The sequence below is a fragment of the Oscillatoria sp. HE19RPO genome (assembly GCF_024220515.1).
Taxonomy (GTDB): domain Bacteria; phylum Cyanobacteriota; class Cyanobacteriia; order Cyanobacteriales; family Laspinemataceae; genus Laspinema.
Genome location: NZ_JAMXOT010000091.1, coordinates 19,051 through 32,932 on the forward strand (window position 1 = coordinate 19,051; position 13,882 = coordinate 32,932).

Here is a 13,882-nt window from a genome sequence, read left to right on the forward strand (position 1 = left end):
GGTTAATCTACGCCCTCAATCGGCGCGAATCCTTGCCGCTGGACGTTTTCACTCACATGACGGGGTTCTAAAAATTGCAAGAGGTAATCCGGTCCCCCTGCTTTAGAACCCACTCCAGACAGTTTAAATCCACCAAAGGGTTGCCGCGCGACGATCGCCCCGGTAATCCCTCGATTAATATAGAGATTCCCCACCTCAAACTCAGCGTAGGCGCGATCAATATGAGAAGGGGTGCGCGAATATAACCCGCCAGTGAGGGCAAAATTCGTCCCATTGGCAATGGCTAACGCTTCATCGAAATCTTTAGCCCGAATCACCGATAATACGGGACCAAAAATCTCTTCTTGGGCGATCGCCGCATCGGGTTTCACATGACTAAAAATCGTGGGTCCAATAAAATAGCCGGTTTCTGGAACTTCCATTTCTAGGACTAATTCCGCCTCTGCTTTCCCTTTAGCAACATAGCCTTGAATGCGATCGCGCGCATTGGCATCAATCACGGGTCCCACTTGGGTACTCGGTTCCTCTGCCACTCCCACATTCAGCGATCGCGTGGCTGCAACTAACCGATTCACAAAAGTTTCATACACAGGTTCTAACACAATCACCCGCGAACAAGCCGAACATTTCTGTCCACTATATCCAAACGCCGATTGCACTACCCCCGCCACTGCTGGATCGAGGTCCGCACTTTCATCCACAATCACCGCATTTTTGCCACCCATTTCGGCAATCACCTTTTTCAGGTGTTTTTGTCCCGGTTGCAAAATCGCCGCTTCTGCATAAATTTGACAGCCGACTTCTTGGGACCCGGTAAACACAATGGTATTCACATCAGGATGTTTCACCAGATGAGAACCTACGCTTGAACCTTTACAAGGGACATATTGAAAGACTCCCGAGGGAATTCCCGCTTCGACTAAAATCTCTGCAAATTTAGCAGCAATTACCGATGAAACTTCCGCCGGTTTTAACAAGGTGCAATTTCCCGCCACTAGGGAAGCAACTGTCATCCCAACGGGAATGGCAAAGGGGAAATTCCAGGGAGAAATGACAACGGTAATTCCCCGAGGTTGATAATGATAGCGGTTGGTTTCTCCGGCGACATCGTAATTCACGCCGCTATTGAGTCGTTCCATTTCCGAGGCATAATAGCGACAAAAATCAATTCCCTCGGAGATTTCGGCATCACATTCCCGTAAGGGTTTGCCGACTTCTAATACCATCCAAGCGGATAATTCATGGCGGCGTTGTTCCATTAAATCTCCGGCTTTGCGAAGCAAGTTCGCCCGATCGCCTGCGGGGGTGGTTCGCCATTGGGTTAAGGCGGCTTTTGCAGCGGCGATCGCCTGATCCGCTTGTTCCACAGACATTAACCCAATTGTGCCAATCACTTCGCTGGGATTGGAGGGATTAACGGAGTTTACGGTATTCGGTGCATTAACGCGATCGCCATTAATTAACGGCAAATAAATTTTACCCAATTGTTGACGAACTGAGGCTAATGCGGCTGCTGCTTCTTCCCGTTCTTTAATCTTGGCATAATCGCGATCGGGTGCAGCATTGGGTAAGGCTTTGTTATGAATGGCGATCGTCTCATCCCCATCCGGTTGCGGGGGACCAATTAAACTTTCAATCGGGCGATCTTCCTGACTTTGCCGCACAAATGAACTATTGGCGGTATTTTCCAACAAGCGGCGAATTAGATACGCCATCCCCGGGAGTAAATCCCCATAAGGACAATAAACGCGCACCCGATATCCTTGTTGTACCAAGGCTTTAGCGAGTTTATCTCCCATGCCGTAAAGCACTTGCATTTCAAAGCGACGGCGCGGGATATTCAGGGTTTGGGCAATGGCGATCGCATGGGCTTGCGATCGGACATTATGAGACCCGATTGCGGCATACAAATATTCATGATTTTCTAGCAGCAACTCGGTCATTTCTTCAAAGTTAACATCGGTTGCTGCTTTGTCGTTATAAACAGGCTGCGGCCAATGTTTTTGAATGGCTTTAATGGTTTCCTGGTCCCAATATGCCCCTTTCACCAGACGCACCGTTACTGGATTTCCCCGTTCTTTGGCCCAGTCAATCAATCCTTGCAAATCTTGTTTGCTATCGCGTAAATAGGCTTGCAAAGTGACTCCAATATCTGTGCGACTGCGGAATTCTTCTTCCATCAGCAATCGCTTAAGAATGGACAGGGTGAGGTCTTTATAATGATACTGTTCCATATCAAAATGGACCGCTGCACCCACTGCTTGGGCGTGACGCAGGAGGGTACGAATGCGATCGATAACCCGCGCTTCACTGCCCTCCGCATCAATCGGGTCAAATTGGGAATAAAATGCTGTTAATTTGACAGAAACCTGCACTTGGGGAATAGTTTCCCCATCGGCTTCATCAATTTGAGGAACTTTAGACCATTTTTTAGCAACATCGGTGAGTTGCGTCATCAAATCTAGGTAGCGTTCCAGATAAGATTGCGCCTCAGCTTCGGTAATCACTGCTTCCCCAAGCAAGTCCATTGTAAAGGACATTTTGTCTTTGCGAAGACGTTCAATGGTTTTCAGGGCTTGCTTAATGTTTTCCCCGGAAATGTATTTTTGTGCCAGGGTTTCTACGGCAGTGGATACGGTGGTGGCGGCAATTTGACCCGGAACTGAGTCGCCTCCACTAAACCCAATTAGTTTTTTGAGGCTGTCAGGGAGTTCGACTTCCTCGACGGTTAAATATTCTTGTAAGTGACGGGCAATTTCGGGTTTGCTTCGTAAGGCGGGGAGACAGTCAATAAAGCGAAATAGCTGGACCCGTAGACCGGGGTTGCTCATCGCCCAATCGAGTATTTTATCATCCCAGCGCATTTGGTCTTGCAATTGGGCGAAAAATGAGCGCTTTTCCTGGGTTGCCGCCAGGAGTTGCTTGGCAATTTCTTGAGTTTTGGCTTCGTAGGTTCTGTTGTTGGACGCTTGTACTACCACGGCTGACTTTACCCTTTTTTGAGGCTACACGACGGGTCAGGTCTCCGACGCGATCGCGCCTTTGACTGCCAAATTCAATATTATAGCTTTTTTTGAAGTTTTGTTCAAGAATAATTCCAGTTGGAAGATGAAAGTTTCTAGCATTTCTACTCAGGTTACTGAGAAATTTTAGCTCGATTTAATGCAATAAATAAGTGATAATTGTTGGAAAATAGCACGGACGGATTGCTTCTAGAACTGTCGGGCGATTCGAGAATCGCCCCTACAGAGATTGGGTTCGGTTGGGAAATATGATTAAGTAGGGTTTGCTGAAAAAGTTATAAAAAGCAGGGGGGTAAATGAACAAGAGGCCCATCTTCCTGCACCAATAAACATAGCTTTGTCCAAATTTCCCTTCAATTTCGTTGCGAATGCGCTCGTCTTCTTGGGAAAAGTTTTTTAGCTTGAAGGCTGACTTGGGTTCGCGGTCTCCCTAATGGAGGACCACGCTCGCCTAATTCCTCTTTCTTTACACCAAGCTCGATTGACTCAGGTGCGATAAATTTTATCAGCGTGAACCGATTCCGGGTAAACTCCCGTCAATTCTTTGTACGCCTCTACTTGACTAATAAAATCTCCACTTTCATTATACTTTTCCCTTCTTATACGGAATCCGGTTGGAATCGGTCTATCAAAACCCACAGGCTGAAGCCTGGGGCCATACGGACAAAGCCCGCCTGCGCGGGCTCAAAGCGAAAACCGACTTTTACCAACCGGATTTGGTATTAGACCTCTTGCAAAATTCTAAAAAGCCCCCGGTGGAACTAAACATTTATTCCGCTGGCCTCCCCCTTGGGAAGGGGGACGGGAGGGGGATAATCAGGGGGGTTGGGGGGATCAATCCGTTATTTTGCAAGAGGTCTATTATTTTTCGAGGAATAAATATCCTTCTACACAACTGACTGATAATTTGGCTCCGAATTCCGTAGGACTTCCTGATTTACCTCGGACGATTGGACGGACATGAGGTTGTGTTAAACTGACAATCCGATGGTCGATTCTTTTTTGATTATTTGACCACATCAAATCCTGTTGACGATAAATTCCGACTGAGACTAATAAATTCCTGTATTGCCTTCTGCTTAAGAGTTTTAGACTGGCATTTTGAACGATTAACTTGTCAATATGCGCCAAATTTAGTTTGATATATTGCAGTTTTTTTTAACGGCTTCTCTCCTTCGTTTTCCCGAGAGTTTCCTATTTTTAGAAAATTTTAAATAATCTTTTCTGGCCTTTTTTCTGTAATTTCTCTGTTTTTTGTCTAGGTTATCCTTCAAGGATTTATATAAGAGGTCTATGATGCTTTCGGTAGTTTTTCTCGCGCTTATTTAATAGGTTCACATCCGTGGGGTATTTGATATCCCCTGGGGCAACCGTTACATCCATTAATAGCCCGCCTCTATTTCCTTGTGGTTTTTAGGCTTCTTCTAACTTTTTTGTGCTGGGGTTTTCCGGATTAAATTCTAGGCTTTGTTGAACAATTTTGAAATTAATTTTTTGAAGCAGATCCGGACTAATTTTTTGACAAAAATGAACCATCATTGAAGGGTCAAAAGGTGCTTCATCTTGATAACTATTTCGTCCAATAAAATACTGTAAATAAGGATTTTATTGGATTTGTTTAACTGCTGTAATGAGCTTCAATTTTTATTTGATGATTAAAGCGGCCAGGGCTATCCTAAAAGATTTGGCTGGCGCTCCCATGTCTTCTGAGAAATTCTGGGCATATTCTGCCTCAAAGAAGGACCACGGAATTAGCTTCGACAGAACAATCCACCGATTTTCTTCACACCGCTGCCCTAATGAGGGAAGTTCAAAGGCTTCTTCTGGTCCCAGAGGGTTTTGTGATTTTCGATACATTTTCCCTTCACCGATGCACAACACTTTCCAATTTTACCGCTTTTTCCTGTATTTTGTGTCCGGGCAAGACTTCTACAAGCCTTGTACAGTAAGCTTGTTGCTTTTTTTCAGCAAGCCCTATCTATAATGTTGCTCCTTTAAAACGACTCTTCCTTCGAGCGGATAATTTCCACGGCAATTTGACCGGGAAAATTGGGAATGGGTGGTGAAACTTTGGTGAGGCGAACGCGAATTTTGCTGACGCGATCGCATTCGAGAACCGAACGGCCAATCTGCGTTGCCAGATATTCGATTGTATTTACTTTAGACGTTTCGATGCAATTTTGCACCCGCTCGACCACTTGCCGATAATCCAAAGTCTCTTCCAGCAGATCGCTCTTTCCCACCGCCAATAAATCTACCCACAGGGTCAAATCTACGTCAAACCATTGGCCGAGAAACCGCTCCTCAGCAAAATACCCCGTATAGCCGTAATACCGCAGCCCCGTTATTTCGAGCGCGTCCATTTTTTCCACAGATTTGTCCATTTTATCCTGAATTTTATCACGGTTTCATAGCCGGATTTTAAAAATTTCCCCACTTCCCGTCATAAAAGTAGAATTTCTAGCTTAATTTCAGGGGTAAGCTGACGCCAGAGCGATCTACTTTTTCAAGCAGTTGAGCGATCGCCTCTCCCGAAACAGGGTCGATCCAGTTCGGAACAATTTCTGCCAAGGGTACTAAAACAAACGCCCGTTCTCTCATGCGCGGGTGTGGGAGTTGCAATTCGGATGTTTCCAGAATTAAATCCCCAAATAAAAGAATATCTAAATCTAAGGTTCGCGGTCCCCAACGTTCTTGACGGATGCGACCAAACTGCCGTTCAATGTTGAGCAGAACCTTAAGTAGTTCTTGAGGATTGAGCTGTACTTCTAACAGAGCGCAGCCGTTGAAGTAATCGGGTTGTGACGGGCCTATGGGTGCAGTTTTGTACCAAATTGATCGCTTTTTTAACTCAATTCCCGGAGTGCGATCGAGAATTGCCAGGGCAGATTCTAAGGTAGATCTGGAGTCACCCAAATTACTGCCAAGGCCGATCGCCGTCATTGTACTCGTTAGCATGACAAGTTTTCCTCCAATCCGGTGTAGGTTTATCGCTTATAGGACTGATGCAAATTTTCAGATCTAGCAATCCGCAATCCTCACGGACAATCGCCCCCCGGGAAAGCGATCGGGTTTAAGCCCTTGACGTAAAAAACGCATACAGCTTTAGGATCTCTAGTATGACTAAAGCTTAGGGATTTCTCTAGACCAGTTCTCCGGTTTTGACTTCCTGATGCTGCAACAAGTGCTATTTTAGTAGAAGACAACCTGGTTTCCAAAATTTTAACTTATATGAACGCAATAATTATTTTAATTCCTTAGCCCTTCCCGCTCCTTCATAGGTTTCCCAAATTGATGCAAAATTTTTCAACATCACTTCTTGAGAACTAATTTTTTCCTTTGTGCCCAATGGTTCGATGATAGTCTCAATATTTGGATACACAAAGAAGGGAATTGATATGCGACTAGACCTGGAGTGAGTGTGAATCACTTCATGGGGCGTACTGACAAATAAGCCATTCGTCCATAGTTGTAACATATCCCCCAAATTAATGACCAACGCATTTTTCATACAGGCTGCATCTATCCATTCTTGTTTAGCATGAACTTTCAAAGAAGGTTCGGGAAAGTATTCTTGGATCAAAACAGTAAAAATTCCGTTATCCGTATGTTTTCCGGCTCTCCCAAACCCAGCGGGATAATAAATCGTGCGATGAATTAATACCGGATCCGTAAAATATTTCTCGAACCAGTTCGGTTGTAATCCTAAAGCCAAAGCCAACCCTTTGAGTAATTTAGGGACAACTTTTGTCATAATTTCATTCTGTAGGCGATAGTGAGCGCTGGCAAACCCAGGAGCTATGCCCTCATCAGGCACGAGGGTTGGCCCGGTAAACGGTCGATCGCAAAGTTCTTTTTCTATACCGAAGTCAAAAACTTCTTTAGGATCGAAACCGACTTCTTGATGCAGAAATTCTCCATATAACGGGACGTAACCTCTGGAATTTTTTGGATAAACTTTTTGGAGTTCTTGGCGGTAGTTGAGTTTGATTTCTTCCGGGAGTTCAAAAAAAATTCTTGAGGCAGAAATGGTCTGATTGACGACGGCTGGGGGAACTCCGTGATTAATGAGATAAAAAAAACCATGTTCGTAACAGGCGTCGTATAGTTTCTTAACTTCGCGCTCGCTCGGTTGAGCTAAATCTGACAGAGAAATTATGGGTAGAGTCTTCATAAATTAGTGGATTCATTTGTTAAATTACGCAATTTTCGGGGTCAAATAAATATGGTATAGCGCGTGCGACTTTCTCCATTACCCCAACGTCCATTACAGCTTACCTGTGGATTAACAAACGACAAAACCCCAATAATGAGCGCCTTCTTCTATGATATAAGGACTATTCATCTCGTAGCTGAGGAGCTTGACTTTCCCTTCTTCCTGCAAGCCGTCACAAACTTTTTGAAAATCGCTACTTTCGTAATAACTTTTGCGGGTACTGACGACAACCCAGCCACCCGGTTTAGTCACTCGGATGAGTTCTAAAAGGGCAGTGGGGGGCACATGACCCAGGGTGAATACACCGCAACAAATTGTCGCATCGTACTGATTGTCCTTGTACGCTTTATTTTTGCGGGTCATATCGATGCTACTATTGAGCGATCGGTAAACACCTGTTTTTTCGGCTTTCTGTATCATTCTGGGAGACAAGTCAAACCCATCAATGTTGTGATAACCTTTCCGATGGAGTGCCACACCCACTAAACCCGTACCGCACCCTGCATCCAGGATTTCGATGTGGCGATCGCTGGAATCTACCACTTGTATTCCATTGTGACTTTCCAGTCTTGCAAAATAATCGACAATGTATTCCGGGCCTAAATATTTTTCATTAAACACATCCCGGTTGTAAGTGGGAGCCCATTTATTGTAGTAACCCCGTATTTTTCCGGGAATGCCGGACAGAGCGTGAGCTTCTTTTATCGCATCAAAACTTTCAATTCTTTCAATTTCTATCGCTTTATTTTTCATTATGATGTTCTTTCAGTCTCCACTACTTTTAGTTGATTGTCTGTTTACTTTCCCACGCTGAATTCTCTAAAAAAACTCTAAAAAAGCCAAGTGCTAGTCACCGATCGCGACACCAAGCGCCCACCCAGCCTAAACAGCCTTCTTAGAATTACACTTGTCTCTGTATTTAAGCCACCTCCTGCTGGGCCGATGCTTCCAGTACCGCCATCATTTTCATTAAGCTGGGTATTTTCAGATTTATGTCCAAATTCATCTGCTTAACTTGACAAATAATGCCGGGATTGGGTTGATAGCTTTGGTGATTATCGAAAACCCAACTTTTACCACAACTCCATCGGATTGTCTCAGTGACAAGATCTAAACTCAATCCCATATTTTTGCCGAGTTTATATGCTTCTTGTAGGACGACATAATTGACATAAGCCATCAACTCTGTAAGTAATTCTGCAAGTTCGACCGAACCCGTATCTATATTCACTATAGGGGGTTTTTCATAATGCAGTTGATAGGGAAACGGTTTGACTCGTCCATATTTATCTGTTACTAAAACATCTGAACGGACGTAATTGGGGTTTGCTCCATATCGAGACGGAGCGGTATAGCCCGGTATCCTCAATTCTAGATTGTTTTCTTCTTCAACCAATTTACTTATCGTCATGTGACCGACTTGGGAATCGTATTGTTGACCGGCTTGACGATACCGTTCTTCTACGATTCTACCAATCGGTATTGCCACATTCAGTTCATCTGCTAACTTTACCGTTAAGTCCGTATCCTTGACGGTAATTTCTAACGTACAAGACCTGTCATAGCTCCCATCAAATATAAAAGGTGAAAATTGCTCGGCTACACAACTATATCCTTTTGAGGCCAGGATAAATTCCCACATCCATTTTAAGCCAATGCCATGAGCTTGAGCGATAATAAAAACTTCGGACAGCACGATTGCTGCTGCATAAAATAGCGAATTCGTTAGCAACTTTACGGTCTGGGCTTTGCCGATATTTTCATCAACAAAAAATGAGATTTGCCCCATCGCCTCCAAAACATCTTTGCTTAAATCGTAACCTCTGCGATCGCCACTGACGTAAAAACTGACATTCCCAAAATCCACTCCCATGTGCGACAAATTGCTCAGGGGGGCTTCCAAACTATAAATTCCTCGTTCTGCGGCTACATCGGCAATATGTTTGGTATTGTGATAATCGGTAGTTGATGTGTCAATCCATGTAGTACCCGCCTGCATTCCTTCAATTGCACCATTTTCGCCTAACATATTTTCTAACACATGATGAGGCAAGGGCAAACAAGTAATGACAACGTCGCAGTTTCTAGTCGCTTCTTTGGGAGTATCGACCCATCTGGCTCCTGCCGCGACTACTGTTTCTGCTGCTTGTTTGTATTTGTCGTAAACGTTAACGGAGTAGCCTTTTTCTAGCAATTTAAAAATCATCGGGCGACCCATTGCACCCGTCCCAATGAAGCAGACCCTGTTCATTTTATTCATCTGGTCTCCAGTATTCGTTTTGAGAATTAAGATAAAAACTTACTTTTTCATCACCTTTACCGTTTTTAGGGTATCAATCTGCGGTAGCTAAACCTGGAAATGATGCCGAACTCGATGCATTGGCCGAGGGATAAAGTTTTTTCTACTTTTCCCCCAATTTTCTGTCTAGTTTTCATCGCCCTACGACATAACCTAGCTCCCCAACTCGCGAATTTGCGCGATCGCATCTGGTGAATCTCCTCCCTCGACATCGAACTGTCAGTATTGAGAGGGGATTCCTCTCGGTCCTAGGGAGCCAGCCGAAGCCAATCTTCCATTTTCCCCATTGGAAATCTCCGGTTGGCGATCGCAAGAGTGCAGATGTAGTTTACCATAACCCCATCAGCCTCGCGCAACAGCTACAGATATAGCCCCTTGGAGAGCGGCAGTACAGTGGATCTCTGCCCGCCCATTCGCGATACTCTGGTTGACTGACAAATCCCAAATACCCTAATCTAATTGCCGACCAAGCACTTTCATGAAAAACAATGCAAAATCAAACCCCCATCGTCCCTTTAACCGTTCAAAAACAATTTCCCTTGCCTACTGTAGGCGCATTGGTTGCTAACCGGAAGAGACAAGTTTTGATTGTGAAAACGACTAAATGGACGGGCAGGTGGGGCGTACCGGGCGGTAAAGTAGAATGGGGTGAAAGCTTAGAATCGGCATTGCTCAGAGAGTTTCAAGAAGAAGTGGGTTTAGAGTTGAGTGAAATCCGCTTTGCCTTATTACAAGAAGCCGTGAAAGATCCACAGTTTTTGTATGAAGCCCATTTTATCATGGTAAATTATTATGCAGTGTCAGAAAGCGAGGCGATCGCGCCCAACGAGGAAATTGAAGAATGGGCATGGGTGACTCCCGAAGAAGCCCTTTCATATCCCCTAAATACCTATACTCGGGTGTTGATTGAAGACTATCTCCACAGGGAAATCAATTCTGTACAAAGCAACCATCAAGAACCATGCTGAAAAAAGCGCTTGTCACCGGCTCGGCAAGAGGAATAGGCAGAGCGATCGCTCTGAATCTAGCCACCCAAGGATTTGATATCGCATTTCATTACAATAAAAGCGCTGACTTAGCAACACAAGCCGCTCAACAAGCCGCAACCTTTGGAGTCAAATCCATTGCCCTACAAGCCGATATTACCAACCCAGAAGCGGCTCGATCGCTCGTGGAAAAGGCAGGAGAACAACTTGGTGGCTTATCAATGGTTGTTAATAATGTGGGCAACTATGTGGAAAAACCGATCGCCCAAACTTCCTTGCAGGAGTGGCATGAAATGCTAGATTCCAACCTCAATGCCACCTTCTATGTCACTCAAAGCGCAATTCCTTACCTCAAAGCAGCCGGTTGGGGAAGAATCGTGAATTTTGCCTATGCGGCTGCCCAACATTCGATCGCCGGGAATCAAGAAACCGCCTATAGAATTGCTAAAATGGGGATTATTCTTTATAGTAAATCTTTGGGAAAAGAGTTGATTGGCGACAACATCACCGTCAATGTCGTGTCTCCAGGCGTGGTAGAAAATTCGATAGGTTTAGAGGAAACTATCCCCCTACTGCCCGCTCAGCGAGCGGCAACTTTGCAAGAAATCTGCAATGCAGTGGGGTTCTTTATCAGTCCAGCATCGGATTACATTACCGGCCAAATTTTGGAAGTAGCTGGGGGCTGGATGTTATAACCGGGCTGCGATCGCTTCCCCTACATTTTGCTAAATTCGTCTTGCAATTGTAACATTTTTTCATGTAAACTTACTATTATCGATTTCAGGAGGTTCAAAATGCTGACACTCAAAGATCTTTATGAAGTATATGAGAAACATCAGGAGGATTATGATGTTCAGGTAGAAGAGTTCACCATTGGAAATAAACATTTTAACTTTAATTCTCAACCCAGTATTTTAGGAGTGATTAATCTTTCTGTGGATTCTTGGTGGAATCATTCAATTTGTTATACCACAGAACAAGCAGTGCGTCGAGGTAAGGTGTTAACGGCTCAAGGTGCTGACATCATCGATATTGGTACGGAAGCGAGTTCAAAAAATACCCAGAGAGTGGATGAGTTGAAACAAACAAGTCAGTTGTTGCCTCTGCTGGAAACGTTCCATCAAGAAGGTATTTTGACTTCAGTTGAAACTTATTATCCTGAAGTTGCTAAAGAATGTTTGAAATGCGGTGCCAATGTCATTAACTTTATTGGCATCGAAAACAGCGAAGAAATGTATCGAGTCGTGGCTGATTTTGATGCAGCGATCGTTATCTGCTATCTCCAAGGAAAACACCCGAGAGATTTAGGTGAATTCGACTTTAATTTAGCTGAGGATCCAATCGATGTTTTATATGATTATTTTGGCAAAGAAATAGAAAAAGCGACTAAAGTTGGCGTCAAGAAAATTTTTGTCGATCCGGCAGTGGGTTTGGGTTACAGCAATTTCTACTATCAATACAAATATGTAGCCAGTCGGATGAAATATCAAATCGGCATGATGTTAAATGCTTTTCGACTGAGAAAGTTAGGGTTTCCCGTTTTCAATCACATTCCCGAAGCCTTGGAAGTGTTTGGAGAGGAAGTCAGAACGGCTCAAGTTTTTGCTGGCGTATTTGCCGCATTAGGAAAAACCGATATGCTCAGAACCCATGAAGTGGCTAAAATTAAAGCGATGTTAGAAATTATGAGTCTCATCTAAAATTGTTCGCTCTAAAAGGGGTTCATCGCAACAGCAGAAACCAACCAATCTGGAATTGACGAGGATAGAGATGAAAAGAGCGATCGCGATTATCGGAGGCGGAGCGGCGGGTATGTCTTGCGCGCTCTGGTTGAAACATCTCGGTTTTTACCCGATTCTCATCGACAAACGCGATCGTCTAGGAGGCTCGCAAAATATTAATCCTTTTCACAATACATGGTATTTGGGAATGTATGGCAAGACAGGAAAGGAGATGGCGGGTGACTTTTGCCGCCATATTGAGGTGGAATCGATCCCGACTCTGTTAGGCGATCGCGTGCAAACCATTACCCGGAACGGGGATTTTAAGCTTCGCACGGGAAAGCATGAAATTACAGTACAAGGGATAGTGATTGCCACAGGTCAACGATTTAAAAGAGAAGAAGCGATCGCAGAAATTCCCGGAAGCGATCGGCTGACTTTATCAAAATCGGTGTATTTTAATCCGGGGATAATTCCGATAACTCACGGACAAGTTGTCGCGATTGTGGGTGGGGGCGATAACGGACTCTCGCTCGCCACAATGCTGGCAGATACTGCGAAACAGGTTCACCTATTCGTCCGCTCTGAAATCCGAGCATTCGGGAGCTATCAACAACAGGTTTTTGAATATATAAAGGCGGGTAAAATTACCCTGCACAAACCGGCCAACATTCATCGCTTTGAACTGTGCGGCGATCGCATTGATATGGCTTTTCAAGCCGGAAATAACTCGGAACAAGAACTACGGGTTGACTCTCTGTGCTTTCGTCTGGGGTTTACACCCAATGCAGAGGAGATCGTTCAACTGTTCGAGAAAGGCGGCGTGGGTTGTCTCGAACTCAATCCCCAGGGATATATCAAAACCGATGAATTTCTGCGTACCTCAATTCCGAAGGTTTACGCGGCGGGAGACGTGACAAATCCTCGCGACCCTTGCGTAGCAACAGCCGTCGCTGCCGGTGCCATTGCAGCGCGAAGCTTGGACGAGGATTTGCAACGAGAACTGTAGTTTACTTCATGGGTAAGCTCACGCCAGAGCGATCGACTTTTTCAAGCAGTTGAGCGATCGCCTCTCCCGAAACAGGGTCGATCCAATTCGGAGCAATTTCTGCCAAGGGTACTCAAACAAACGCCCGTTCTTTCATGCGCGGGTGCGGGATTTGCCATTCCGATGTTTCCAGAATTAAATCCCCAAATAAAAGAATATCTAAATCTAAGGTTCGCCGTCCCCAACGTTCTTGACAGATGCGACCAAACTGCCGTTCAATACGGATTTTCTTGGATTTGTTCAACTGCTGTACTAATACCCAATTTTTCTTTGATGATTAAAGCGCTCATTGCTATCCGAAAAGATTTGGCTGGTGCCCCCAATACTTGCAGAAAAATTTTGGGCATATTCTGACTCAAATTCAGACTCCCGGAATTAGCTTGGATAGAACTATCCACCGATTTTCTTCACACAGCTGGCCCTGAAAGGGTAGTTCAAAGGATTCTTCTGGCCCCAAGGCATTTTATGATTTTTGATACATTTTTCCTTGAATAATGCACAATAATTTCCAATTTTACCTCTTTTTCCTGTCTTTTGTGTCCGGGCAAGACTTCTACAAGCCTTGTAACATCAGCATTTCGCTTTTTTT

At 44.5% G+C, this 13,882-nt stretch carries 12 protein-coding genes and 3 pseudogenes; 4 read left to right on the top strand and 11 right to left on the bottom strand.

Going from position 1 to position 13,882, the window contains the following annotated elements:
* Window positions 1–2: 2 nt before the first annotated feature.
* The 9 genes and pseudogenes from pruA to NG833_RS09085 all read right to left on the bottom strand — a co-directional run bounded on the left by pruA (window position 3) and on the right by NG833_RS09085 (window position 9,499).
* A complete protein-coding gene (pruA, locus tag NG833_RS09050; RefSeq protein WP_254564966.1) occupies window positions 3–2,981 on the bottom strand; it encodes an L-glutamate gamma-semialdehyde dehydrogenase in 2,979 nt (992 codons plus the stop codon).
* Between the two features lie 376 nt (window positions 2,982–3,357).
* Window positions 3,358–3,629, bottom strand: a pseudogene (locus tag NG833_RS09055) (transposase); the annotation flags it as partial.
* An 807-nt stretch (window positions 3,630–4,436) separates the two neighbouring features.
* Window positions 4,437–4,562, bottom strand: coding sequence for a hypothetical protein (locus tag NG833_RS30370; protein ID WP_256555882.1), 126 nt, complete (start codon window positions 4,560–4,562; stop codon window positions 4,437–4,439).
* Window positions 4,563–4,667: 105 nt separating this feature from the next.
* Window positions 4,668–4,880 (bottom strand): hypothetical protein, encoded by a 213-nt coding sequence (locus NG833_RS09060; RefSeq protein WP_254564967.1) that lies wholly within the window; start codon window positions 4,878–4,880, stop codon window positions 4,668–4,670.
* Between the two features lie 137 nt (window positions 4,881–5,017).
* Entirely contained in the window at window positions 5,018–5,386 is a 369-nt protein-coding gene (gene folB, locus NG833_RS09065; RefSeq protein WP_254564968.1) for a dihydroneopterin aldolase, read from the bottom strand.
* Between the two features lie 97 nt (window positions 5,387–5,483).
* Window positions 5,484–5,981 carry a 2-amino-4-hydroxy-6-hydroxymethyldihydropteridine diphosphokinase gene (gene folK / locus NG833_RS09070; RefSeq protein ID WP_254564969.1) on the bottom strand — a complete coding sequence of 166 codons (498 nt, stop codon included), beginning with the start codon at window positions 5,979–5,981 and terminating at the stop codon, window positions 5,484–5,486.
* 286 nt (window positions 5,982–6,267) lie between these two features.
* Window positions 6,268–7,197 (bottom strand): 2-oxoglutarate and iron-dependent oxygenase domain-containing protein, encoded by a 930-nt coding sequence (locus tag NG833_RS09075; RefSeq protein ID WP_254564970.1) that lies wholly within the window; start codon window positions 7,195–7,197, stop codon window positions 6,268–6,270.
* A gap of 111 nt (window positions 7,198–7,308) precedes the next feature.
* A complete protein-coding gene (locus NG833_RS09080) occupies window positions 7,309–7,992 on the bottom strand; it encodes a class I SAM-dependent methyltransferase (protein ID WP_254564971.1) in 684 nt (227 codons plus the stop codon).
* Window positions 7,993–8,158: 166 nt separating this feature from the next.
* Window positions 8,159–9,499, bottom strand: a complete 1,341-nt coding sequence (locus NG833_RS09085) for an NAD(P)-dependent oxidoreductase (RefSeq protein WP_254564972.1) — start codon at window positions 9,497–9,499, stop codon at window positions 8,159–8,161.
* Window positions 9,500–10,026: 527 nt separating this feature from the next.
* Between NG833_RS09085 and NG833_RS09090 the strand changes: the two genes are divergently transcribed.
* The 4 genes from NG833_RS09090 (at window position 10,027) to NG833_RS09105 (ending at window position 13,254) form a co-directional block, all read left to right on the top strand.
* Window positions 10,027–10,506 (top strand): NUDIX domain-containing protein, encoded by a 480-nt coding sequence (locus NG833_RS09090; RefSeq protein ID WP_254564973.1) that lies wholly within the window; start codon window positions 10,027–10,029, stop codon window positions 10,504–10,506.
* Window positions 10,500–11,219 carry a bifunctional dihydropteridine reductase/dihydrofolate reductase TmpR gene (tmpR, locus tag NG833_RS09095; RefSeq protein ID WP_254564974.1) on the top strand — a complete coding sequence of 240 codons (720 nt, stop codon included), beginning with the start codon at window positions 10,500–10,502 and terminating at the stop codon, window positions 11,217–11,219. The genes NG833_RS09090 and tmpR overlap by 7 nt, the downstream gene beginning before the upstream one ends.
* A 99-nt stretch (window positions 11,220–11,318) precedes the next feature.
* Window positions 11,319–12,224 (top strand): dihydropteroate synthase, encoded by a 906-nt coding sequence (locus NG833_RS09100; RefSeq protein WP_254564975.1) that lies wholly within the window; start codon window positions 11,319–11,321, stop codon window positions 12,222–12,224.
* A 70-nt stretch (window positions 12,225–12,294) separates the two neighbouring features.
* Window positions 12,295–13,254: an NAD(P)/FAD-dependent oxidoreductase gene (locus NG833_RS09105; RefSeq protein WP_254564976.1), complete on the top strand. Its 960-nt coding sequence runs from the start codon at window positions 12,295–12,297 to the stop codon at window positions 13,252–13,254.
* Window position 13,255: 1 nt separating this feature from the next.
* Here NG833_RS09105 and folK (NG833_RS09110) read toward each other — a convergent pair.
* A pseudogene (gene folK, locus NG833_RS09110) lies at window positions 13,256–13,519 on the bottom strand (2-amino-4-hydroxy-6-hydroxymethyldihydropteridine diphosphokinase); the annotation flags it as partial.
* Window positions 13,512–13,750: pseudogene (locus NG833_RS09115) on the bottom strand (IS5/IS1182 family transposase); the annotation flags it as partial. The pseudogenes folK (NG833_RS09110) and NG833_RS09115, both read right to left, overlap by 8 nt.
* Between the last annotated feature and the right edge of the window lie 132 nt (window positions 13,751–13,882).